Below are 23,276 nucleotides of genomic sequence, written 5' to 3'. Positions count from 1 at the left end.
GTTCGCCGTATTCATGCCGATTCGAGGTGTTCCCCGGCTCGGGATCCAGCGGTTTTAGTGGTGCTTGTGCTCATCGTGTTCCCTGCGCGATGCCGACTTCTTGGCATCATGCTGGGCACGAAGGTCTTCGGCGTCATGCTGCTCGGCGGCTTTCTCCTGCTGAATCACTTGAGCGAAAAGCTTCTCCATCTCCTTGGCGACACCAGCTGCGGACGCCGGATTCTGGCCGGTGACCAGACGATCGTCGACGACAACCTTTTCTTCGAAGTTTTCAGCCGCCTCGTGGGTGGCGCCTTGTTCAACCAGCCTGTCGGCGAGGAGGAACGGGACGACCTTGTCCTTGCCGACGGCGACCTCTTCTTCGTTGGTGAATGCCGCGACGGTTCTCCCTTCGATGAGGCGCAATCCATTTTTTAATTCGACGTCGAGCAGTCCGGCAGAACCGTGGCAAACCGCACCGACCAGTCCCCCTGCATCGTAGACGCTGGCTACAAGTTTCTGCAGCCCTTCATTTTCAGGGAAGTCCCACATGGTTCCGTGGCCACCGACCAGGTAGACGCCATCATATTGTTCGGGGTCCACGACCTGGACCCTGGCGGTGTTGTAAAGGCCCGCCCGCGTAGCCTCATTCTGCGTGAATGCCACTTGGATTGGGTCATCGGTGTCCACCGTGTCCTGGGGTGGCTGTCCGCCCTTGATCGAGGCAAAGTCTACGAAATGCCCGGAGTCCTTGAATACTTTCCATGGATGCGCGGCCTCGGCCACGTTGTATCCGGTTTTTTCTCCCGTGTCGCCGATCTCGGAAACACTGGTTAGTACCATGAGGATTTTCTTCATGACGTGCTCCTTTCACCCGATCCCCAGCCTAGGCAGGAGCTCTTCATCTGGCTACCTATTCCAGATAGCTCTCGGTTAAATCTCAGGAATTGCCTTTGGCGGGTGAAGAATTTTTGCCCTTGAACTCCGTCCTCCCGGAGCGAAATTGGCGCATTCGAAAGACAAGGCCACCGGGAGTTGTTGCGGAACCTTGCCTTGCCTTCCCTGTGGGGCTTGTTTGCTCCCTCTAGACAGCGCACACTCGGATCAAGAACATTTCCAGCGGGCGCAAGAGTCGGGAGCACAGGTCGTGTCAAAGCATCACAGATACAGCAAGCACGCTCCGCAACTGGTCGTGTCCGCATCGGAGCACTTCATCCTGCAGGCGGTCAATCGTGCCGAAAGGGCGGGCGGAAAACTCGGCTACAAGATTGCCAAGAAGGAACTGAAGAACGCGCAGCATGAAGGGTTCGAGCTTTCCGAGCAACAGACCGACGAACTGCTCCAGGCCGCCGAACGCGCCGGAGCTGCGGCGGCATTGGCCGCCGCACGACGCGTGTTGGGCAAGAGCGTCCAGGGCAGGCAGATCAAAAATCCCGGCGAGATCTCCGAGCACAAGAAGGGCCGCCTCGAACTCACCGAGCCAGCTCCTCTGAACCACGGCATGGGCCAACACGTGCTGGCGGTTAAACGCGTGGAGCATTTGAGTCCGGAAATGATCCGGGTGATCGCCGGAGCCGATCGACTCGCCGGGTTCCGTCCGAACGGCAAGGCGGATCAGTACGTCAAGGTGTACTTTGCCGATCGCGAGCTGGGGCTCACCGCCCCCTACGATTTGAAGGCGTTGCGCCATCGACTGCCCCGCGAGCAGGTTCCACGCTCACGTTCCTACACCATCCGCTGGGTCGACCGGTCGGCAGAAGAGCTGGCCATTGACTTCGTAGTGCATGGAGACCGTGGTTACGGTGGCTCGTGGGCCGCCAAGGTACTGCCGGGCGACCCACTGGTAATATCGGACCCACGTGGCAAATTCACGCCGAGCTCGAAGGCCGGGAACTATCTGTTCGCAGCCGATGAGGCGGGAATTCCGGCCGTTTCCGTGGCGTTGAGTATGCTGCGTGCGGATGCCCAAGGAATTGCGCTGTTGGAAGTGGCCGGGGCCGCGAGCGAATTTGAAATCGAGCATCCGGCCGGGATCGAGCTACGCTGGTTGCACCGGGACGGTCTTCGCCCCGGAACCAGCGATCTGCTTCCCCCGGCGCTTCTAGCGCTGGGACAGCCCGGCCCCGGGACAAGCGTGATGGCACACGCCGAGCGATCCACCGCGAAAGCCATCTCGAATATCACCGCTCAATGGGGTCTGAATAAGAAGTACGTCCACGTTTCTTCCTACTGGACGCTGAGGCGCTAGCGTTAGCGCCTCAGGTCAGCGAGCGATATCGTAGGGAGCGGTATCTTTTCGAAGTGAACCGAGGATCAACTAATGGCTCAGCTCCCCCGCACCCGGCGACTGCTCGGTGCCGTCGGCGGGTTGCTATTGGTCATTATCGGGCTCGCGCTGGCAACCAACTCCGCAGCTTCGGTATCTCTCATCGTCCTGTTGCTCTGCTCGGGGTTGATTCTCACCGGCCTATTGCGTCTGCCAGCCGCGTGGCAGGCAAGCAGCCGGCGAGCGGCACATCTCTCTGGCCCAGTTGTGCTGATCCTCGCTGGTATCGCCCTGCTCATCTGGCGCTCCGCATCCCTGCCGATGCTCGCTTTGCTCGTCTCGCTTGCGCTCTTCGCCGGCGGACTGCTCAGAGCGCTCCCGGTAGTTCAAGGCGAGCGCAAGCCCTCGGTGCGTGGGGTGCTGACCGTAGTGGTTGGCTTATTTGGTTCGGTGCTGGTTATCTTCTGGCCTAGGCTGTCGCTGTGGGTACTCGGCGTAGCCTTTGGCGCCTGGCTGGTCCTCTTGGGACTGCACAATATTTACGAAACTTTTGCACACCGGCTTCCCAAGATCCCCCGGTGGCTCTCCCGGCTGGGGCAGAAGGGACTCACCCTTGCCATCGCCGGTTGCCTCGTGCTCCTGCTTGCCGCCGGCGCTGCCACCGCATGGCTCTATTCCAGCAACGGACAGGCGGTTGCGGACCAGTTCTACCTGCCACCAAGCTCGGTTCCCGACGAACCCGGCCGGCTGATCCGTTCGGCAGTGCTCGAAGGAGAGAGGCCGAGCGATACGCAGGCCTGGCGCATCCTTTATACAACCACGCTTGCCGATAACCGTCCCGCCATAGCTTCGGCAGTGGTCACCGTTCCGCTCCGAAACCCTGATGCCAGGCATCCGGTCATTTCTTGGGCCAACGGCACCAAGGGCCTGATTCCCCGCTGCGGGCTGTCGCAGTCAGAGGCCCCCTACGAAGATGGACCCGGCGTTGCACGCAATGAGATCCTGAAGTCTGGTTGGGCGGTAGTCGCAACCGACTACGTCGGCCTAGGGACCAAAGGCCCACACCCCTATTTGGTCGGCGATTCCGAGGCCTACGCGGTCTTGGACGCGACCCGTGCGGCGGGCGAGCTTCCCGAGGTGAATCTAAGCCAGCAAACAGTGCTTTGGGGGCATTCGCAAGGCGGTCATGCGGCCCTTTTCGGTGCGGCTCGTGCCAAGAGATATGCTCCTGAACTGGAAGTGCTCGGTACTGCCGGGATGGCTCCGGCAACGGATCTGACTCGACTTGCGACAGGAATCAAGGACGAGGCTTCGGGAAAGATCGTCACCAGCTATATTGCCTCCGCCTGGGAGAAGATCTACCCCCAATTGGAGATCTCCGCGCAACAGAACTCATCGGTCCGCTCCGCCGTCGAGCACATTTCACAGTTGTGCTTCTCCGGCAAAGACGTACTCACCGCGCTGGCCACCAGCTCTCAACTATTCGACGCGGTCATCGGCGAAGAAGCCTTGGCTGGACCCATCGGCGATCTACTGCGAGAGAACTCGGCGCCACAAGTGACTTCTGTACCAACTTTTGTCTCACAGGGAACTGCCGATTCGCTGGTGCTCCCCTCCATGCAACGCGCGTGGCGCGTCGACGCGTGCGCAGCTGGAAGCGATCTGCTCTACCGCGAATATGACGGCCTAGATCATCTGGGGCTCGTCGGAGAAAATTCACCGTTGAATCATGATCTCGTGCAATGGACCAAGGAATTGCTGGCGGGGGAACAAGAACGTGGAAACTGCACCCGCCAACTAGCCACCGGGCGAAGTTCCGGACCGTGACGGGCAATTCGGGCCTCTCGCTGCTTAATCAAGAACGATCCGTTTCTCCAACTCTGAAGTCTGCTGTGGAGCTCGACGGCAGAGCCAAATTGCCGATTGGGGCAGCGGCGTGACGGTCGTCATCCTCGGTCTGTCCTGCTCCCAATGCCGTGAAGCATTCCACTGACCGTGGCCTGGCCGATTCTAGACAAGGCGCGTCAGATCAGGAGTTCTCTATTGCTGCTCCCCCACGATCGCGGCTCGAATCATCTCACATTTGAACACGCAGGTGAACAACTCCTCTTGTCGGTGGCAACGAATAGAGTTCTACAGGCGGAAGACGAATCCACCAAGGTCCTATCGAAGCAGGAGAATTCCCCGGGCATGCGCTTATCGCGACGAATTATTTCCATCACGCTGGTAGCCGCCACCCTTGGCTTGAGTGCTTGCGCTTCGCTTGGATCATTGGAGCTTTCAGAGCTGGTCCCCGAGGCCACCGCCCAACCGACAACCACGCTGGGCGATAAAGATGAGTTCGCGAATTCCCTCACCCTGCTTGAACAGATCGAGAGCAAGGGGCGAGCGCCAAAAACCGGTTATGCACGTGATCAATTCGGCAAAGGCTGGAAGGACCCAGACCGCAACGGCTGCGATGCGCGCAACGATATCTTGGCCCGCGATCTGGAAGACGTGGTCTTCAAGCGGGCACGGGTCGACTGCGTGGTGCTCAGCGGCATCTTCCATGATCCGTATACGGGAGAAACCATCGAGTTCCGGCGCGGGCAAGGAACCAGCTCCGAAGTTCAGATCGACCACGTAGTCGCGTTGTCTGATGCGTGGCAAAAGGGCGCACAGAAATGGGATGCACAGACTCGGCTCGAATTCGCCAATGACCCGTTGAACCTTCTTGCCTCGGATGGGTCGGCAAATGCCTCCAAAGGTGACAAGGATGCGGCTACCTGGCTTCCACCAAACAAGAGCTTCCGCTGTGCTTACGTTTCACGCCAGACTCAGGTGAAGGCAAAATACGGCGCGTGGATGACCCCGGCAGAACACACTGCAATTGCCAAAACCCTCAGGTCATGCCTGTAAAACTCAGACAATCGCCTCTCCCTCATACAAAAGGATGAGGGCAATAGGCCATAATTGCACCAAAAGTTTTATATTCAAATCGGTGAACCTGTGGCAGAATTGTATTAGTCCAGCGTTTTGGGAATAACTCCCGACGCGATGAACACGAATCTACAGAAACTGGTGCACCATGAAGGCACGACTGCTCGGCTCGATACTTCTAGCCGCCAGCGTCTGCGTCTTCATGCTCGCCCTGGACGTCCAGCAACGCGAAATCGCCACCGCCTGCTGGGTAACCTCATCACTGATGTTCATTGTCTCGGCAATGATTCTGGTGACCAGCACGCTGGAGAGATCCGAAGTAACTGCCGGAGATCCGCGCCGCCGAAAGGTCTAGCGGACTAGGCTTTCTTCACGATGGAAGATTTCAGTTCCATTGGGCCGAAGCCATCAACCTTGGCGAAGATATCGTGGTCACCGCTGCCCGGAGTCAGCCTGATATTACGCACCTTGGTTCCGGATTTCAGCGCAGCTTGTGCGCCCTTGACCTTCATGGTCTTCACAATGGTCACCGAGTCGCCATCCTGCAAGATATTGCCCACGGCATCCTTTATTTCGGCGCCCACGGAATTGCCGCCTTCCTCCCCAGAAGTGTGCGCATTCCATTCGTGCGCGCATTCGGGGCAGACAAGTAGCGAGTCCATGGCATAGGTGTATTCGCTAGAGCATTCGGGGCACGGCGGCAAGGTTTCACTCATGGGCAAAATCCTATCAACGCTGGCGACCGACTACCTCACCCTGGAGAGCCAAGCGGCGAGCCGGCCGGTAGCGCCCATACCGGAATCGGCGTAATTTCCATATAGATGGACAAATTTCACGAGAAGTCATCGACAGGTTCACCTGCATGCGATAGACATGATGCATGTCACTCGCACACTACTAGGAGGACCTATGTCTGCATTCAAGCAGATAAGGAACACTGGGCTAGCTTCGCTAGCCGCATTGTCCCTGCTCAGCTCGGGCGCAATTGCCACTCAGGCGACCACCACCGAAGCACCCGCTGCTGGCGAAAATGTCACCCTCGACCTCGTCGGGATCAACGATTTCCACGGCCGTATCGCAGCCGACCGGGATTCGGCAGGCGCCGCGGTAGTGGCCGGCGCCGTCGATGCCCAACGCGCAGCGAACCCGAACACCCTGTTCCTCTCGGCCGGCGATAACATCGGCGCTTCAACCTTCGCCTCCGCTTCTCAAGAAGACGAACCGACCATCGATTCGCTTGTCGCCGGCGGCTTGGACGCCGCAGCTGTGGGCAATCATGAATTCGACGGCGGATACGAGGACCTCAGCGGCCGCGTCATCGAACGCTACGCGCAAAAATCCGGTATGGATGGCGCCGACTACGCGCTTGGCGCCAACGTCTATGACAAGGGAACCAAGGATCCCGCCTTGCGTGAATACGCGATCCGCGAGGTGGACGGGCTGCGCGTCGGAATCATCGGCACCGTCACCGCCGATGTCCCCTCGCTGGTCAGCCCGAATGGCATCTCCTCCCTTGACTTCGGAAGCGAACTGGAAGCGGCCAACCGAGTCGCGGCCCAGCTTTCGGATGGAGACGAGGCCAACGACGAAGCCGACGTCCTGGTCCTGCTGACCCATAACGGCTCGGAGAACGATACCTGCGAGGTCATCGCCGAAGAGGACAGCGACTACGGCACGCTCATCCGCGATGCCAGCCCCGAGATCGACGCGATCTTCTCCGGCCACACGCATCAGGCCTATAACTGCGATATCGCGGGCCGATCGGTCATCCAGTCGCACCAGTACGGCACCACCTTGGGCAAGGTTTCCCTAGAGCTCGACGCCACCACCGGTGACGTCGTTGAGAGTGCAACGGAACTCGTCGCGCTGGCAACCGAAGACGCCAATGGCGATTGGTCGCCAAACTACGAGGCAAATGCCGAGGTCCAGGCCATCGTTGATGACGCCGTAGACAAGTCGGAAGAAGTCGGCAGCGTGAAGGTCGGCCAGATTTCCGAGGACATCCTGCGCGGCGGCGAAGAGCCAGGATCCGACCGCGGTGTCGAGTCGACACTGGGAAACACTGTGGCAGATATTCATCTATGGGCCACCTCGAACGAGAACTTCGCCGGAGAGCCGGCGGAGATCGCGTTCATGAACCCAGGCGGCCTGCGCGCCGATCTGCTCTACGGCCAAGACGGCACGGTGACCTACAAGGCCGCCGCCGACGTCCAGCCCTTTGCCAATACGTTGATCACCTTCGAGATGACCGGCGAACAGATCCGTGAGGCTTTGGAGCAGCAGTGGCAGCCGGAAGGCTCGGAACGGACCAAACTGCATCTGGGTATCTCCGAAGGATTGGAATACACCTACGTTGAAGGCGCAATTGCCGGAGAGCATATCAAGGACATTGCCTTCAACGGTGAGCCACTTGATGAGAGCGCATCCTTCAAGGTCGCGGCCAACGCGTTCCTCGCAACCGGCGGCGATAACTTCGCCGCCTTTGCCGAAGCCACCGGCCACACGGACAGCGGCCAGATTGATCTGGACGCCACCGTGAACTACTTCAAATCCCACGACGTGGTTTCCCCGGCACCTTTGGGCCGCGCCACCTTGTCGGGTACCGACTGGGCCAGCGTGGAGATTTCGCCTTCCGAGGTCGTTCCCGGTGAAAGCGCTCAGGTCTCCGTGACGGGCCTCGAAGAAGGGGCAGAAGTAACTGCCACCGCCTTCGACGGCGAATTGGCAGTGGATGATATCCCTGCCGCGGATGCGGAAGGCAAGACCTCCTTCGAGCTTGCCGTTCCAGCCGATGCCGCGTTGGGGGCGAACTCGCTGGTCCTCTCCCAGGTGCAGCGCGAGGACATCTCGGTGGACTTCACCGTGATCGAGCCGGCCGCGGAACCGACTCCGAGCGCCGAACCGACCGAGGAGCCTTCGCAGAGCCCAAGCGAGGAGCCATCGCAAAGCCCTTCGCAGTCGCCGAGCGCAACGCCTTCCGAGGACAGCAAGCAGTCGCCTAGCGAGCAGCCTCGCGACAAGGATTCTCTGGCGGACACCGGGTTCGCCGCTAGCTGGATCGGCATCGCCGCAGGGGTGGTGCTGGTCGCCGGAATCATCTTGCTGGTGATTCGCAGCCGCAAGAAGAACACCCACTAAGCAGGAACGCACAGGCCAACGGCACCCCGGAATCCATCCGGGGTGCCGTTGGTCTTTCAGGAACTATGTACTAGTCAAACCCTGCTAAAACCTCGTTCAAGGCCTCGGTCGAAGACGGGTGGGTGAAGATCGAGTCGCGCAGCGTGCTGGCGGTGATCCCGGAGCGCATGGCTAGCGCCACCAGGTTGATGACTTCCTGTGCGTCTACGTGCATCAGCGCCGCACCAAGTATCTGGTCGCTGTTTCGATCCACCACAAATTTGATGATGCCTCGCGGATCCCGCACAATTTTCGGCCGTGGCATCGCCGCAATATCGGCAACTTTTTTCACCGCCACCTTAATGTCCAGTCCTTGGGCACGCCCCTGGTCTTCGCTGAGACCTACCCGGGCCAGGAGCGGGGTGGTGAACATGGTGGTTGGCACCGCCACCCGGTCTTCGAGGTTCCGTGCGCCCTCCCCCAAGAACTGGTCTTTGAGGATCCGCTGGTCATCTAAAGATGTGTAGGTGAACTGCGGTCCGCCGATGACATCGCCCAATGCGTAGATCCCCTCCGAGCCGGTGGCCAAATGCTTATCAACCTTGATCTCGCCTTTGTCTCCCAAGCGAACATCGGTCGTTTCCAGGTTGAGCCCCTGGGTGGCAGGTGTTCGTCCAAGTGCCAGGAGCACCGCGTCGGCTTCGATGCTTCGCTCCATTCCGTCTCGCTGATAGATCACCGTGACGCCTTCGGCATCCTGACGCATCGAGGTGGCACTTGCGGAATCGAGGATTTTCACTCCGGCATCAGATAGAGCCGAGGCCACCTCGGCGGCAACGTCTTCGTCTTCGCGCTTCAATGGCCGCGCTCCGCGATCCAGCACGGTCACCTCCGAACCGAATTGCGCGAACATGGAAGCGAATTCCAGCCCCACGTAACCACCGCCCACCACAAGAAGCTTGGCCGGGAATTCAGCATGTTGCAGGGTCGTTGAATCGTGGATTCGCCCGCCAATTTCTGCGCCGCTAATTGGCGCAACGGAAGGTAGCGCCCCGGTGTTGATGACGATCCTCGGGGCGCTGAGCTCCAGTACCTCCTCGCCGCCTTCCACCTTGATGCTGTGCGGGCCGGTGAAACTGGCCCTGCCCGTGAGCACCAGAACGGAGTCCAGATCGTTCAGCATCGAGAAATTCTTTTGGCGCATCTTCGCGGTGAGTTCGTCGCGGCGTTCGACCGACTTGTAGAAGTAGTGGGCATCTGCCCTATTGCCCCGATGCTGTTCCGCATCATGGATCAAGGTCTTCGTTGGGACGCATCCAATGTTGATGCAGGTTCCGCCATACATCGACGTCGACTGCTCAACGATAGCCACCCGTTGTCCTGCGCGGGCAAGCGTTCCGGCGAGAGTTTTGCCGCCCTTTCCCCAGCCAATGACAATGACATCCAGGTCCATAGCCGCAACCACGTCCTCACAATTGGTTTTCTGCTTCCAAGCCGGGTCTTCTCCGCGTGTAGCTTCAAAGCAACCCATGGACTCGGGGAATGAGAAAGGCGCGGCCTGTAGTTGGAACTTCTTCCAACTACGGGCCGCGCCGCTTCGCTGTCTGCAAGACTAGCCGATCTGGAGCTCGCCCATTTCGTCCCAGTCTTCGCCTTCGATCTTGCGCGAGATGATCTTCGGGGTCTCAACGAGCAGTGGACGCATCGACTCAAGCCCTGCTGCGAAGTGCTCCGAGTTGACGTGAGCCGCTGCGGCTTCGTCATCGCGGAAGGCCTCGACGAGAACATACCCGTTCGCGTCCTCGACACTTCGCGACCAGTCGAACCACAGGTTGCCTTCCTCGGCGCGGGTAGCCTGAGTGAATTGCGCAACGTGGGACATGAAGCTTTCGGAAAATTCCGGCTTTACCTGATATTTAACGACGATGAAGTACATGTGAATCAGTCTAGCGATTCGTTCGCAATTTTTGTTTGCATGCGGATGAATTCTCGGTCACGCCTCGGCATGCCCTCGACCACCAGATCATAGGAGTCCTCAACGAGTTCCCGCAGGTGCTGCGGTTCCAGCCCCGGACGCACCGAATTCCAATGTTTTTTGCTCATATGATATCCGGGGATGATCTCGTCATATTCGCTGCGCAGCTGGTCTGCGATCGCGGGTTCGCATTTGAGGTTCAGCAGCAGCTCGCCCCGATGCACCATGAGCAACCCGAACATCTTGGATTTTGCGCGGTCGCGGCCGGCAACCTTGAACACGGTGCTGTCTTCACCAAAAGGGTGGTCCTCGAATGCCCCGGGCAGTTCCAGGCAGAGGGCGCGCCACCGTTCGTGGAGTTCTTCCATCGAAGCTTCGGCCATCGATCTGCCCCTCCAATTATGGCTCTGGGTTGTTGCCTGCCACGGTACCAAGTTTTCCCGGACGGACGTTGGCGAGAGCTGCTTTTCAGAGCAGCGGATACTCAATTTTCGGACAGGTATCCATGACAACTTCCAGGCCGGCATCCTTGGCCCGTTGAGCTGCTGCGTCGTCTCTGACGCCCAACTGCATCCAGATGGCCGACGCTCCAACGCTGATCGCCTGGTCGACCACGCCACCCACCTTTTGCGAGTTCACGAAGCAGTTCACCACATCGATCTTTCCTGGGATATCGGCGAGCTTGGCATAGCCTTGTTCGCCGAGCGCATTTTCTGCGCGCAAGGACACCGGGATGATCTCCATGCCCAACGCGTCGCGCAGGTACCGGGCAATCGACGGCGCAACGCGATGCGGGTTAGCGCTCAAACCCACCACCGCCCAGCGTGCCGGAGTCGTTAATAACCGTCGGATGAGCTCGGGATCATTAACCTGGTTTTCGTTCATGCTCGTCACCCTACAGGGTGTGGATACGAAAAGGCCGCCGGTGCACAGCTTGCCCCGGCGGCCTAAACGGTCTGCGTGCTAATGCTGAAGCGCCGCTTCGGTGTTCGTCGCGGAGAACTCTCCGAAGGCGCCACGGTACCGCGCCGCGGGGTGGTTCTCCGGAAGCTTGTCTCCGCGTCCAAAGACCTTCGCACGCAGGCTGCCCGGAGCATATTCGCTCTGCGCCAAACCGCGCCGCCGCAGCTCGGGAAGCAGCCCCTCGATGAAGTTGTCATAGGAGCCAGGCAAAATGTGGTTGATGACATTCAGCCCGTCGATCCCCGCATCCTGCCATTCGAGCAGCTTGTCGGTGATCTGTTCCGGGGTTCCCACGATCTGCTGGGCCTTGGCCCGGTAGTGCGCGAGGTCGCGCAGCGTCGGGTTGCGGCCCGGGGTGGAAGCCAGCGCGGCTTCCAGGACGCCTTGGGCGCCCTCGGTTTTCACCTCGCCCAGCGGGGTGTCCAAATCCAATCCGCCCAAATCCACGCCGATGCCTCCACCGATGTGAGCGATGATCGCGTGCGGATCAAGGTACTGGTCGTATTCGGCTTCCAGCGCTTTGGCCTCCGCCTCGGTGGAGCCGACCACGAAGGAAAGGCCTGCGAAGACCTTCAGATCCTCGCGGCTGCGGCCCGCGGCGTTGAGGTTCTGCGTCAACGCGGCGACCTTCTTGGCCACATACGCCGGGTGCGGCGCGAAGAGGAACGTCGCCTCTGCATGGGTGGCCGCGAATTGGCTTCCGCGAGGAGAGGATCCCGCCTGGAAGAGGAATGGTGTGCGCTGGGCGCTGGGAATCGCCTGATGCGGGCCGTCGATCGAATAGATCTCGCCGCGGTGATTGATCTTGTTAATGCGCGCCGGGTCGGCGTAAATCCCGGATTCCTTGTCGGCCTTCAGCGCATCGTCTTCCCACGAGCCTTCCCAGAGCTTGTAAGCGGCATCGACGTATTCCTCGGCCCACCCATAACGGTCGTCGTGGGCCATGAGGTTCTTCGCGCCGAAATTGCGGTGCGAGTTCTCCAGCACGCTGGTCACGATATTCCATGCCACGCGTCCTTGCGAGAGATGGTCCAGCGTGGAGATCTGTCGTGCGAATTGGAACGGATGGGACTGGACGACCGAACTGGTCATCGCCAGCCCGATCTCCTTGGTGCTGGCGGCCAGCGCCGAAAGCAGCACCAGCGGGTCGTGGCTCGGGATTTGCATTCCCTTGCGTGCCAGGGAGGCCCAACCGCCCTCGTGATCTGCGTACAGTCCGGCCACGTCGGCGAAGAACAGGTTGTCGAATTTCGCATCTTCGAGTTTCTTGGCCAGATCCACCCAGAGCCCCAGCTCATGGAACCGGTCCTGTTGCGCTTCCGGATGACGCCACATTCCGCCGAGGATATGGCTAGAAGTATTCATCAGGAAGGCCGAGAGGATGAAGCGTGGTCGTGTTTCGAAGGTACCCATTTTACTTTGCTCCCTTGGCTTCGCCGATTGAGTTCAGGCCGGTCGGAATCGTGCCATTGATGAAGTAGTCGCCTACCGAGCGGGCCTTGAAGGCCACCGGGTTGTGCGTGGCGACGGTGCGTGCGTTGCGCCAGTAGCGGTCCAGCGACTTGCTGGTGGACACCGCCGAGGCGCCGGTGACGTCGAACAGTTCGCTCGTCGCATCGAGCACCAGCTTGGGCGTGATGACGTGTGCCTGCTGCACCGCGATCTCCGCGCGTAGGAAAGCGGCTTCGTCATCCAGGTTCAGCGCCGGGTCGTGGGCGGCATCCAGTTCGCGGGCCGCGGTGACCACAATAGCTTCCGCGGCGTATACGTTCGCCGCAAGCCGGCCCACCAGTTCCTGAATCTGCGGATCGTTGCGGAACAATTCTCCGGAGCCGGTATTGAAGGTCCGGGTGCGGGTTTCCACGATGCGGGCGGCCTCGTCGCGCGCGGCCTTGCCGATGCCGACGAGTACCGCAAGCAGGCAAAGCTGGAAGAACGCGGGCTCCAGCGTGGAGGCGACCTTGCGTTGCAGGATATTTGCCTCTTCAACGGGAACCTCGGTGAAAATACCGGTTCCGGTACCGGTCAGCGGCTGGCCGAAGCCGTCCCAGTCGTCAAGGATCTCCACCCCTTCGCCGTGGCGGTCAACGATTGCGTACTGGCGGCCTTCGACGCCTTCGGTGGAGGCCATCACGACTACCCAATCGGCGAAGATCGAGCCGGTGGTGTAGTACTTTTCGCCGTTGAGCACCCAACCGACAGCGCCCCGGCTGAGCCGGGTGTTGGTGGTTCCCAGCGCGTTGCCACCACGTTCGGTGGCCGCATTGCCGAAGATCTGGCCGGCGAGCACGCGGGGGAACCAGCGGTCCTGGAATTCTTGGGGCTGCAGCGCGATCGTTTCGACAAAGGAGAAGTGGCTGCGCAGCAGGTGGGCGACGTTCGAATCCGCGGAGGCCAATTCGATCAGCAGCCGGAAAAGATGCTCGTGGCTGACCGGTTCCCCGCCGTGGCTGCGCGGCACACGCAACGTGGTGAAGCCGGCGTCCTTGAGCCATTGCACCTGCTCGAAGGGCAGGATCCGCTGCTGCTCGCGCTGCGTAGCGCCCTCGCCCACGCGGGCGAAGACCGGAGCGAAACGCTCAGCCAGGGCCTGGTAGGTGGCTTCGGGACTCAGGGTTTGGCTGAGGTCAATGCTCATGTGCTTCTCATTCCTTGTCACTGGAAATCTGTCTGGGATGAATCTGCCGCTCAGGCGCTGCGCAGGTGCTCGAATTCGCGCAGCACCGCGCCGGGGTTCGCCGCAAGCAGGGTGCGCGTGTATTCATGGCGGGGGTTGGAGAACACCTGCTCAACGGTTCCGGTTTCCACCAGTTCGCCGCGGCGCATCACGCCCACCCGGTGGCTGATCCGTTCGACCACGTGCAGGTCATGGGAGATGAACAGGTAGGTCAATTGCTGTTCGGTCTGCAGCCGATCGAGCAAGTTGAGGATCTGTTCCTGGGTGAGCACATCGAGCGCGCTCAATGCTTCGTCGAGGACCAGGATCTTCGCGCCGCTGGCCAGGGCGCGGGCGATGGCCACGCGTTGGCGCTGGCCCCCGGAAAGTTCCGGCGAGCGCTTGGCGGCCAGTTCCGGGGCGAGGTTCACCTGCGCCATCAGCTCGTTCGTACGTGCTTCGCGCCAGGCTGAATCGCCAAGCCTGTAGTTGCGCATCGGCTCCTGGATGATCGAACGGACCGTTTGCCGGGGGTCCAGAGCCGAGTCGGGGTTCTGGTAAACCAGCTGCGCCTCGCGCCACAGCGCGTAGCGCTGCTTGCCGCCGATTGAGCTGACGTCCTGGCCGTTCACCTCGACGCTGCCCTGGCTTGCGCCAAGCAGCCCCATGATGATTTTAGCCGTCGTCGACTTTCCCGATCCCGACTCTCCGACCAGCGAGAAGGTCGTGCCGCGAGCCACCTCGAAGCTGACCTGCTGGACCGCCTGATGCGCCTTGGAACCCTGTCCAAACTCCTTGCCGAGGTCCGTCACGCGAATCGCCACGTCGCTGATTTCGGCCGTGTCTCGGCGCTGGTTGGTGGCGTACGCCTGGTCGAGCAGGGCCTTGGTGTAGTCATTGGTGCTGCTGGCAATCAGCTCGCGGACCGAACGGTCTTCGAGCACCTCGCCACCATTCATCACCAGTACCCTGTCGGCGATGTCGGTAGCTACGGCGAGGTCGTGGGTGACGAACAGGACGGTGGTCCCCTTCTGCCGGGCCAAGGACACGAAGACTTCAAGCACCGTGCGCTGCACGGTGACATCCAGTGCGCTGGTTGGCTCGTCGGCGATCAGCAGCTGCGGATTCAGCGCGAAGGCGATGGCGATCAGCACGCGTTGCTTCAGCCCGCCGGATAGCTCGTGCGGGTACTGGCTCAGGCGTTGCTCCGCCCGGTCGATCCCGACGCTGCCGAGAAGTTCGATGGCTTTTTCACGCCACCGGTTCTTGGGCACCGAACGGGTCGGGTGCAGGCGGAACACCTCGATGAGCTGCGAGCCGATGGTCTTCACCGGGTCGAGCGAGGCGCCCGGGTCCTGCGGGACCAGCCCGATACCGGCGCCCCGGATATCGCGCCATTGACGCAAGCTCAGCGCGGTGACCTCGGTGCCGCCAAAGCGGATGCTGCCGGTGGTGCTGGCGTCCTGGGGAAGCAGCCCGATCAGTGCCTTGGTCAGCGTCGATTTCCCCGAACCCGATTCGCCAACGATTGCCACGATCTGCCCGGCCGGGATTTCGAGGTTGATCCCCTGCGCGGCGAGGGTGCCTTGGGCGTACCGCACCGAAAGATCCTCGATGCGCACGACTGGGTTGGTGCCGGTGTCATTGGTAGTCATAATCTGATCCCTTCACAAATTTTGGTCCCCGGTGCCGGTTAGAAGCGGAATGCCTTGTTGATTGCGCGGCCGAGCACGGCGGTGAGCATCACTGCCGCGACGATCACCAGCCCCGGAAGCGTGGTCAGCCACCAGGCGACGGTGAGGTATTGGCGGCCTTCGGAGATCAGCAGCCCCCATTCGGGTGTTGGCGGCGGCGAGCCGAATCCCAGGAAGCCGAGCCCGGAGATCGCCAGGATCGCCGCCCCCAGGTCGACCGCCAGCAGGGCGAGCACCGGGCCGATCACGTGCGGGATGATATGGCGGCGCAGCACGGTGAGGTAGCCGCCACCGCTCATCAGCGCCGCCTGCACGAAATCGCGTGAACGTACGCGCAGCACCTCGGTGCGGACAAGCCGCGCGAAGGCCGCGATCGAGGCGATGCCCACACCGAGTCCCAGCGAGAATGGACCGGGTTCGGTCGCGGTGACCAGGATCAGCGCGATCAGGAAGGCGGGAACCGCCAGCACCACGTCGACGAAGCGCATCGCGACCGAGTCGGCGAAACGGCCGGCGGTGGCGGCGAGCAGGCCCAGCAGGCTGCCCACCACGCTGCCGATCAGGCAGGCCAGTCCGGCGGTCATCAGCGTCTGGCTGGTTCCGTGGACCACCCGGGCATAGACGTCGCGCCCCAGGTGGTCGGTTCCGAAGGGATGGGCCAGCGATGGTTCCGCGAGCTTCTGCTGCGGCACCCCGGTGAGCGGGTCCTGTCCGGAGAACAGCCCCGGCACTACCGCCCAGGCGAGCAGGAGCGCCAGCGGGAGGAGCACCCACCAGTTCCGCAACCAGCCAAGCAGCGTGGTCTTGGGCGTGGCGCCATGCTCCGGTCGGAGCGCGCTGCCAGGGGCCAGCTCCACGGCCGGGGTACCCCGTTCGGTCAAAAGACTCATGATCGTTTCCTTTCCCTAGGCTGCCAGCGCGCGAGGCGAACCGGCGTGGGAGGTGATGATGCGTGGATCAAGCTTCGGATGGATCAGGTCGACGAGCAGATTCACCGCGGTGAAGGCGGCGGCGGTGAGCAGCACCAGTCCCTGCACCAGCGGGATGTCCTGCACCGTGACCGCCTGCAGCACCAGCTGGCCCAGGCCGGCACGGGCAAAAACCGTCTCGGTGATGACGGAACCGGCGAGCAGGGTGCCGATGGTGATGCCCGCGATGGATAGCGCCGCCGGGGCGGCGTTTTTCAGCGTGTGCCGGTAGAAGATCCATTCCTCGCTGGCGCCCTTGGCCCGCAAGACATCGACGAAGGGCTGAGTGTTCACCTCGTGCACGCTCTTGATCAGCACCTGGGCGATGGGTGCGCTGAGGTGGATGGCCAGAACGAGGATCGGCACCGCCAGCGAGAGGAACGAGCCGTCCGGGAACAGCGACATCACCCCGAGCTGCACCGCGAGCACCTGAAGCAGCACCAGTCCGAGCCAGAACACCGGGATGGAAATCATCAGCGGTGGCAGATTCAGCAGGGCGTTGCGGACCCGGGTGCGGCGCGACAGGCTGGCGGCGGCCGTCAACGCGACCGCCAGCACCAGCGCCAGGGCGAAGGCGCTCCCGGCGAGCAGCAGCGTGGAGCCGATGACCTCGCCTATTCGGGTGGACACCGCCGAGCCGGAGGACAGGGAATAGCCCAGGTCTCCGGTCAGCAGCGCACCGAGCTGGGTGAAGTACTGCACGATCAGCGGCTGGTCATAGCCGTAGTAGGCCTTCATCTGCGCGATCGTTGCCGGATCCGCAGACGAGTCTGCGGAGAGGAAGATCGTGACCGGGTCGTTCGGCAGGGCCTGCACCGCGAGGAAGACCGCGGTGTAGGCCAGCAGGATCACCAGCAGTGCCTGACCGATGCGTTGTGCGATGTATCCACCCATGTTGAGTTCCTTTAGCCGTTGCTCTTCCAGGCGCCCTGGAAGATTGGTGCGGTGCCGGAGGTGAAGTCGATGTGCGCGTCCTTGTTGGCGCCGTACACCTGCACTTCGTCCCACAACACGAGGGTCAATGCCTTGTCCAGAACCAGCGCGCGCTGCTCCTCGCCGATGAGCTCCAGATGCTCTTCTTCGGTGGTCGCCGCCTGCTCGCGGGTGAACAATTCGTTCAGTTCCTTGTCGGCGTTCAGCGTCTGGTTATTTGTCGCCGGCGCGTAGACCGGCCCCAGGCCGCCGTAGGCGAACTGGCGGGTTCCGAAGAATTCGATCTGGTCATCGACCATGGCGTTGGTCAAAAATGAATTGTCCGCAGCACGGTTGACCAGCTGCACTCCGATCTCCCGCCATTGCTGTTCGATCAGCTCGAAGGCCGGCTTGATGACCACGGAGTTATTCGAGCTGGCCACCGTGATTTCAAGCTTCTTGCCGTCCTTCTCACGGATCCCGTCCGCACCAACGCTCCAGCCCGCTTCTTCAAGCAAGGCCTTGGACTTCTCCGGGTCATAGCCGAGCTCGGCAGACAGATCCACGAAGCCCGGTGCCTGGTGGTTGAGGATCGACCCTGCGAGCACATAGCTGTCCGAGAGGACCGTGTCCTTCAGCGCCTGGCGGTCGATTCCCACCTGCAACGCCTGGCGCACCTTGGTCTCGGCCAGCTTGCCCGAACCGATTCGAATCGCGGCATGGTTGGTAGTCAGGTCCACGCCTTGGGCGGCGAAGATCTGCCCGCCTCCGGCACTGAGCACCTCTTCGTCAACGGGCTGCAGTCCGCGGACCAAATCGACCTGGCCGGACTGCGCCGCGCCGGCCCGGTGGGCAACTTCTGGCAGGTACTTGACGACCAGTTGTTCAAGGTATGCGTCACCCTGGTTTGCTGCGGTTTCCGGGGCCCAGGCGTAGTCATCGCGGCTGGTGAAGATGACTTCTTCATCTGGCTTTTCGGACTCGAAGACGAACGGTCCGGAACCGACGATCTGCGATATTGCGGTTTGCCCTGCATTGTCCAGTTCCAGTGTGCCCGGGGATACCAGCCCGGCGGTCACCGAGGAGGTGGAGCGCAGGAAGTTCGCATCCGGGCGCTTCAGGGTCACCTTGACCTGGTTCTCGCCGACGACCTCGGAGCTCTTGTAGGCTGAAAAGTCGACGTTCGGTTGAATCTGCGCGGATTTCACGCCTAAGCCCAGCGCGTCCAGATTTTTCTTGACCGCTTCGGCATCCAGGGCCGTGCCGTCCGAGAATGTGACGCCATCACGAATGGTGAAGGTGAATTCGGTCTGTGCCTTATTGGCGGTGAACTCGGAGGCGATCCAGCCTACGAGCTTGCCGGATTCGGTATCAAAATAGGTCAACCGGTCCAGCACCGAGTTCAGCACATTCGCCTTCTCGTAGAAGCGAGCGGCCTGGGTCTGCCAGTTGTTGATCGGGGTTACCTCGGCAAAGGTGAACGTTCCTCCCTCTACCGGGGCGCCTGCTTCCGCGGAAGCTGCCGGCTCGGAGCTCTCCGCGGTGGATGCGCTGTTGCCGCCACAGGCGGTCAGCGAAAGACCTAGAACTGCGAGTAGTGCTGCGGCCTTCAGGCTCAGTGGTGTGTTGCGCATTTTCTGGTGTTCCTCTCGGTAATTTCCCGAGGATTACGCCGAAATCCCGATCCTGCCGCGGTATTGCGGGGCGGGAAGAAGGCAGACTTCTCCCCTGTGCGGACCGTTGCGAAATCTAGCAATCTCCATCGGTCCTGGCCTTAGCACCGCTCCCTGCCGGGATGGTTGCTGCAACGTCAACGAGCCAGGTCTCTCGGTCGCTCTGGATGGTTATCATTCGGTGTCTTTGCCGAACAATTTAAGTCTGCGCGCGCAGGTGCGGTGTGACCAACCATGACGTTATATACGCGTCACGAAGTCATCCCAATACACACTTTGGGGCAAAAACAGGCCCTGAAGCCGGTCACGAAACGTCATAAGTCAGTTCATGACGCTGCTGACTAACAAATTTTGCTATCTGCTGCATAAATTGAATATAATCTCGAATTTCCTAAGGTGGAGACTGCGCCAATAGAAAGCCCCCGACATGAAGGCCTTGAATCTCACCGGCGCGCTATCCCCGCTGAACTTTTCAGTCTGCGGATAGCTATGATGCCGTTTGCCAAGTTGAACATCGCGTCAATATTATAGATTTTCGTACCGTACCAATTGCTCTTTTGAAGCCGCGATTGGGCAACGAGTTGGTTCGCTCCACGTCCCAACATATTCGCGCTCACAGTGGTGCACCTTTGGTGCTGTTCACTGCGTTGAAGTCTAGCTCGGTGAGTAGCTCCCAAGTGCTCTTGCTGTCGTAGACGGCATCCAGATGCACGGTGATTTGGGATGGGAGGAGATAACCGAAACGGCTAAGTCGTTCGAGGTGGGACGAATTAGCGGTGAACCGTGGCGGCTGGCCCGTCTATGACTCATCCGCTGGGGATACCTTGGCCGCCAGTTAGCAGTGAGCGTTTGGCGGCTCACCTCCCCCTGCCTATTGGGGTGACCATCCGACCGCTTCGCCTCCGCAGGGTGTTTTGACCTAGCATCCCTCGACAACTATATTCTCTAGGACCAGTCCGGTTATTCGGTCGTAGCCTTCGAGACAGAGTTGTTCGAGGTTCAGGAAGATGCCTGCCGGTACTGATCCAATCGTCGCGTAGGCGTCGGATGGTGGTTGCGGAGCAAGTTGTGTCGTCGATTTTCTCGTAGGCGGCTCCGAGGACGAGCACCTGGATGAATTTGCTGAAGTCGAGTTCGTCGTTGAAGCGTGTGCGGTGGCATCCCCAAAGGTGCATGCTTTTGCCTTTTAGGGAAGAGGGCGCTGGGTTGACTCCGTAGGGGACTACTTTTCGGGGACCCAACCAAAAGGACAGACCGGACTGGAACGACATGGTGAACGGAGCATCGAGTGGTTGATGTCGAAGAGGGGCCAATCTGCTGGCGATGGCCGCGGGGATCTGGCATAACTGGAAGATTAATGACCCACACAAGCGCTCGTTGCTTGCTTATGATCATTGAGTTTTGCACGGGGCGGAAATTAGGAATTAATCAACTTGGTGTCCGTCGCACAGCTGCTGGTCAAGTTTCTGATACTCGCCGCGCTGCGCCGGTCCTTCGGATAGGCACATGCTTGCGCTGGGCCAAGGACATCATGGCTACTTTGGCCGCGCATGGTTAGCAGACGTATTTGGAGCACGAGTGTATCGAAATACTAAGTATTGAGATCCTCTATCCACAAAGTCATGAGATTCCGTGTCTACGAAGAGACGAGATTCCACATCCGATCTCCGCACAGGTGCTACCAAATACGTCTGCTAAAAACGGTGCAATCTATGATCGCATCCGGGAAGGAGGTTCCGATAGCATGTTACCCGAGTTAGTGTTGATGGTAGCCGACACCCGGGCCGCTAGAGAAGCGATCCGGGTGCGTGTGGAGGCACTCGTCGATCCTCAGGGTGGGGATCCATAGCGAATCTAATATCCTCACCGAAGTCAGTGGCAAGCACTTCGCGACCGCCTGATGTCCCCACCGCGCCACGTACCCAGGCTTAACACCGGTGACGTAGAGATCTGACACATCAATTCGTAGGGTCCATTTCTCGTGGAAGGGAAACCATAGCCTCAACCGAGCCTTGTACCAGTCCGCATTCGCGTCGCTCGAATTCGAATACTTTGGTTCCAGAGCGCATTTCGACGAGAAACGCGGCGGGCTAGAAACAAAATCAAGCGGTGATCGCGGTGGCGCGCCACCGGCACAACATTATCTTCACCATGCTGAGTGCCGACACCTACTACGGAGCACCTTCCACGCGCGCTGAACTGAGCAGAATTCCTGCCGCGCACTCAGTCCAGTCCGAAGTACTTGACCCGGACTGCTGCACAGCGCCCAGATTTCCCGGTGCTAGTTTTCTATGAAGTTCGCGAATGCCCGTTGCGAAAAAATAATCATACACCCCTTCTGGAACTCTCTTCTCGCTTGCGTGCAGCAAAATCAAGAACGCGTTCAGCCGGTGTTTAGATAGTCAGAATCCGAAGAGCTTTCTACGTGTCTCTGTCCACCAAAACATCACTGGTCGAAAGAGAGCCGCAATCGTCTAGAAATGAATTAGCGACGAGAATCTCTACGATCTTTCACAAGGCCCCAGCCAGTAACGTTGCTTGTCTCTGGTCGTCTACTCGTGCCAGATCGGATCCCGCGGTTCAGACACCATTCCGTTAGATGCAAAGTGAACGAAGCGGTCGAAGGTGCGCGCAAACCATCGATCATGTGTCACCGCGACAACAACACCATCGAAAGCCAGTATGGCTTTCTGGAGTGCTTCCGCCGATACAAGATCAAGGTTGTCTGTGGGTTCGTCAAGGAGCAAAACATTGCTCCCGCCAGCTTCTAGGAGGAGCACTTGCAACCTTGCCTGTTGGCCGCCTGATAGTTTATCGAACGGGAGTTCAGCCACGGCGCCGATACCGTATCTGGAAAGCATCGACATAGCAGTTCCAAACTCACGTCCCCCCGAGTCGGGCGACGAGCATTCTTGAAGTATAGCAATCGCCGTTTGTCCCTCCCACTCCGGGTGGGAATGCGTCTGAGCGAAATAGCCCAGCTTGACCCTCGACCCCCAACCCCAAGTCCCCGATATGTCAACATGTTCCCCGGCCAACAATCTAAGAAAATGGCTCTTTCCTGTCCCGTTACCTCCAATTACAGCTACTCGATCCCCATAGAACAGCTCTAAGCTAAAAGCCTTGGTAAGGTCCTCTAGAACCAAATTTTCGGTCGTGAGAGTGCGCAGCCCGGTTCGACTGCCGAATAAACGCGATACAATTTTTTGCTGAATAGGTAGTTCAGGCGGCCGACCTGCCTCTTCGTACTTCCGAAGTCTAGTCTGCATTGCCCTGTATTTAGGCGCCATACTAGCGCTTATTTTCGCCTGTTCACGGAGCGTGTGTACAAGTTGTATCAACCGATCATGCTCTTCATCCCAACGTCGGTGAAGCTCTTCGAGCCGTGAGATCCGGGCCGCTCTAATCTCATCCCACCCAGTGAAGGAACCACCATGAGTCCACGTTGTACCCGCGTCTACGGCTACTACCTTGGACGAAGTATTCGACAAAAGCTGTCTATCATGACTCACCAGTAGCACAGCTTTGTCTGTCTCCAAAAGTCGCGCTTCCAGCCATTCTTTGCCTGGTACGTCTAGATAGTTATCCGGCTCATCGAGGAGAAGCACGCCTTCGCGACCTTCGAATAGGATTTCCAGCAACAAACGCTTTTGCTCCCCCCCCGACAAGGTGCCGCTCGCTCTCTCTGCGACATCGTCGAAGCTAAGACCAAGTGCAGATGTACACGCCTTATCCCACAGGACTTCGAGCTCGTAACCGCCACCATCTCCGTACTCGGCTAATAACTCAGCGAACTTGAATTGATCAGCTTCGTCGGTACTGCGAGCGAGCGTTTGCTCCGCTTCGATCAGCTGTCGACCTAAGTTGCGCAGGAGTGGCGGCGCAACTGTGAGGCACAATTCACGTACAGTCAGTTCGCCAGGCTTATTCCGCACGAACTGGGGCATGACCCCAAGTCCGCCGTGAACAGCCACCGAACCTGACGAAGGATTATCCTGACCGCTCAAAATCCTCAGCAGGGAAGTTTTGCCCGATCCATTTGGACCGATTAAGACCGCGACTTCTCCCTCCGATACTTTAAAGTTCACGTTCTGCAGGATCGTTGCCTGCCCATCATGCGAAACACTGACGTTATTCACGGTAAGGTGACCCAT

18 protein-coding genes, 2 pseudogenes and 1 riboswitch are annotated in these 23,276 nt (G+C 59.9%); of the genes and pseudogenes, 6 read left to right on the top strand and 14 right to left on the bottom strand.

The window, feature by feature from the left end:
* Positions 1-54 precede the first annotated feature (54 nt).
* Complete coding sequence (locus CQ015_RS08625; protein WP_105649879.1) at positions 55-837, bottom strand: type 1 glutamine amidotransferase domain-containing protein; 783 nt, start codon at positions 835-837, stop codon at positions 55-57.
* A 289-nt stretch (positions 838-1,126) separates the two neighbouring features.
* On the opposite strand from CQ015_RS08625, the gene CQ015_RS08620 reads away from it, so the two are divergent.
* The 4 genes from CQ015_RS08620 to CQ015_RS08605 all read left to right on the top strand — a co-directional run bounded on the left by CQ015_RS08620 (position 1,127) and on the right by CQ015_RS08605 (position 5,519).
* Positions 1,127-2,227: a siderophore-interacting protein gene (locus CQ015_RS08620; RefSeq protein WP_105553518.1), complete on the top strand. Its 1,101-nt coding sequence runs from the start codon at positions 1,127-1,129 to the stop codon at positions 2,225-2,227.
* 72 nt (positions 2,228-2,299) lie between these two features.
* A complete protein-coding gene (locus CQ015_RS08615; protein ID WP_105649878.1) occupies positions 2,300-4,072 on the top strand; it encodes a lipase family protein in 1,773 nt (590 codons plus the stop codon).
* A gap of 288 nt (positions 4,073-4,360) precedes the next feature.
* Positions 4,361-5,143: an HNH endonuclease family protein gene (locus CQ015_RS08610; RefSeq protein WP_258133572.1), complete on the top strand. Its 783-nt coding sequence runs from the start codon at positions 4,361-4,363 to the stop codon at positions 5,141-5,143.
* A 169-nt stretch (positions 5,144-5,312) separates the two neighbouring features.
* A complete protein-coding gene (locus CQ015_RS08605) occupies positions 5,313-5,519 on the top strand; it encodes a hypothetical protein (protein ID WP_105649877.1) in 207 nt (68 codons plus the stop codon).
* Positions 5,520-5,523: 4 nt separating this feature from the next.
* Here the strand turns inward: CQ015_RS08605 and CQ015_RS08600 are convergent, their stop codons facing one another.
* Entirely contained in the window at positions 5,524-5,880 is a 357-nt protein-coding gene (locus tag CQ015_RS08600) for a zinc ribbon domain-containing protein YjdM (protein ID WP_105553520.1), read from the bottom strand.
* Between the two features lie 193 nt (positions 5,881-6,073).
* Here CQ015_RS08600 and CQ015_RS08595 point away from each other — a divergent pair, with 193 nt between their 5' ends.
* Complete coding sequence (locus CQ015_RS08595; protein WP_105649876.1) at positions 6,074-8,302, top strand: bifunctional UDP-sugar hydrolase/5'-nucleotidase; 2,229 nt, start codon at positions 6,074-6,076, stop codon at positions 8,300-8,302.
* A 70-nt stretch (positions 8,303-8,372) separates the two neighbouring features.
* Here CQ015_RS08595 and CQ015_RS08590 read toward each other — a convergent pair whose 3' ends face one another.
* From CQ015_RS08590 to CQ015_RS19330, 11 genes and pseudogenes are all read right to left on the bottom strand, one after another.
* On the bottom strand, positions 8,373-9,746 hold the full coding sequence (locus tag CQ015_RS08590) for an FAD-dependent oxidoreductase (protein ID WP_258138121.1): 1,374 nt from the start codon (positions 9,744-9,746) through the stop codon (positions 8,373-8,375).
* 147 nt (positions 9,747-9,893) lie between these two features.
* Positions 9,894-10,217: a putative quinol monooxygenase gene (locus CQ015_RS08585; protein ID WP_181150380.1), complete on the bottom strand. Its 324-nt coding sequence runs from the start codon at positions 10,215-10,217 to the stop codon at positions 9,894-9,896.
* Positions 10,218-10,222: 5 nt separating this feature from the next.
* Complete coding sequence (locus tag CQ015_RS08580) at positions 10,223-10,639, bottom strand: MmcQ/YjbR family DNA-binding protein (protein ID WP_105649873.1); 417 nt, start codon at positions 10,637-10,639, stop codon at positions 10,223-10,225.
* Between the two features lie 85 nt (positions 10,640-10,724).
* Positions 10,725-11,141: a CoA-binding protein gene (locus tag CQ015_RS08575; RefSeq protein WP_105649872.1), complete on the bottom strand. Its 417-nt coding sequence runs from the start codon at positions 11,139-11,141 to the stop codon at positions 10,725-10,727.
* 78 nt (positions 11,142-11,219) lie between these two features.
* On the bottom strand, positions 11,220-12,632 hold the full coding sequence (locus CQ015_RS08570) for an NtaA/DmoA family FMN-dependent monooxygenase (protein WP_105553526.1): 1,413 nt from the start codon (positions 12,630-12,632) through the stop codon (positions 11,220-11,222).
* 1 nt (position 12,633) lies between these two features.
* Positions 12,634-13,857, bottom strand: coding sequence for an acyl-CoA dehydrogenase family protein (locus CQ015_RS08565; protein ID WP_105553527.1), 1,224 nt, complete (start codon positions 13,855-13,857; stop codon positions 12,634-12,636).
* Between the two features lie 50 nt (positions 13,858-13,907).
* Complete coding sequence (locus CQ015_RS08560) at positions 13,908-15,530, bottom strand: ABC transporter ATP-binding protein (protein WP_105649871.1); 1,623 nt, start codon at positions 15,528-15,530, stop codon at positions 13,908-13,910.
* A gap of 38 nt (positions 15,531-15,568) precedes the next feature.
* Entirely contained in the window at positions 15,569-16,459 is an 891-nt protein-coding gene (locus tag CQ015_RS08555) for an ABC transporter permease (protein ID WP_105649870.1), read from the bottom strand.
* Positions 16,460-16,474: 15 nt separating this feature from the next.
* A complete protein-coding gene (locus tag CQ015_RS08550) occupies positions 16,475-17,431 on the bottom strand; it encodes an ABC transporter permease (protein WP_105649869.1) in 957 nt (318 codons plus the stop codon).
* Positions 17,432-17,442: 11 nt separating this feature from the next.
* On the bottom strand, positions 17,443-19,083 hold the full coding sequence (locus CQ015_RS08545) for an ABC transporter substrate-binding protein (protein ID WP_105649868.1): 1,641 nt from the start codon (positions 19,081-19,083) through the stop codon (positions 17,443-17,445).
* Positions 19,084-19,205: 122 nt separating this feature from the next.
* Positions 19,206-19,296: riboswitch (SAM riboswitch) on the bottom strand.
* Positions 19,297-19,609: 313 nt separating this feature from the next.
* Positions 19,610-20,367: pseudogene (locus CQ015_RS19330) on the bottom strand (IS5/IS1182 family transposase).
* On the opposite strand from CQ015_RS19330, the pseudogene CQ015_RS19325 reads away from it, so the two are divergent.
* Positions 20,313-20,520: pseudogene (locus CQ015_RS19325) on the top strand (IS982 family transposase); the annotation flags it as partial. The pseudogenes CQ015_RS19330 and CQ015_RS19325 overlap by 55 nt on opposite strands.
* 1,154 nt (positions 20,521-21,674) lie before the next feature.
* Here CQ015_RS19325 and CQ015_RS08540 read toward each other — a convergent pair.
* Positions 21,675-23,276, bottom strand: coding sequence for an ABC-F family ATP-binding cassette domain-containing protein (locus CQ015_RS08540; protein WP_105649867.1), 1,602 nt, complete (start codon positions 23,274-23,276; stop codon positions 21,675-21,677).

Origin of the sequence: Arthrobacter sp. MYb221 (assembly GCF_002979835.1) — a bacterium.
Lineage (GTDB): Bacteria > Actinomycetota > Actinomycetes > Actinomycetales > Micrococcaceae > Glutamicibacter.
Note: the sequence above shows the minus strand (reverse complement) of the source record. Positions and strands in the feature narration are given on the sequence as shown.

Coding starts and splice junctions, on each gene's coding strand:
- CQ015_RS08565 (WP_105553527.1), bottom strand. CDS start 13,857: ATGAGCATTGACCTCAGCCAAACCCTGAGTCCCGAAGCCACCTACCAG.
- CQ015_RS08595 (WP_105649876.1), top strand. CDS start 6,074: ATGTCTGCATTCAAGCAGATAAGGAACACTGGGCTAGCTTCGCTAGCC.
- CQ015_RS08555 (WP_105649870.1), bottom strand. CDS start 16,459: ATGAGTCTTTTGACCGAACGGGGTACCCCGGCCGTGGAGCTGGCCCCT.
- CQ015_RS08600 (WP_105553520.1), bottom strand. CDS start 5,880: ATGAGTGAAACCTTGCCGCCGTGCCCCGAATGCTCTAGCGAATACACC.
- CQ015_RS08605 (WP_105649877.1), top strand. CDS start 5,313: ATGAAGGCACGACTGCTCGGCTCGATACTTCTAGCCGCCAGCGTCTGC.
- CQ015_RS08545 (WP_105649868.1), bottom strand. CDS start 19,083: ATGCGCAACACACCACTGAGCCTGAAGGCCGCAGCACTACTCGCAGTT.
- CQ015_RS08560 (WP_105649871.1), bottom strand. CDS start 15,530: ATGACTACCAATGACACCGGCACCAACCCAGTCGTGCGCATCGAGGAT.
- CQ015_RS08585 (WP_181150380.1), bottom strand. CDS start 10,217: ATGTACTTCATCGTCGTTAAATATCAGGTAAAGCCGGAATTTTCCGAA.
- CQ015_RS08570 (WP_105553526.1), bottom strand. CDS start 12,632: ATGGGTACCTTCGAAACACGACCACGCTTCATCCTCTCGGCCTTCCTG.
- CQ015_RS08580 (WP_105649873.1), bottom strand. CDS start 10,639: ATGGCCGAAGCTTCGATGGAAGAACTCCACGAACGGTGGCGCGCCCTC.
- CQ015_RS08615 (WP_105649878.1), top strand. CDS start 2,300: ATGGCTCAGCTCCCCCGCACCCGGCGACTGCTCGGTGCCGTCGGCGGG.
- CQ015_RS08550 (WP_105649869.1), bottom strand. CDS start 17,431: ATGGGTGGATACATCGCACAACGCATCGGTCAGGCACTGCTGGTGATC.
- CQ015_RS08540 (WP_105649867.1), bottom strand. CDS start 23,276: ATGGGTCACCTTACCGTGAATAACGTCAGTGTTTCGCATGATGGGCAG.
- CQ015_RS08625 (WP_105649879.1), bottom strand. CDS start 837: ATGAAGAAAATCCTCATGGTACTAACCAGTGTTTCCGAGATCGGCGAC.
- CQ015_RS08575 (WP_105649872.1), bottom strand. CDS start 11,141: ATGAACGAAAACCAGGTTAATGATCCCGAGCTCATCCGACGGTTATTA.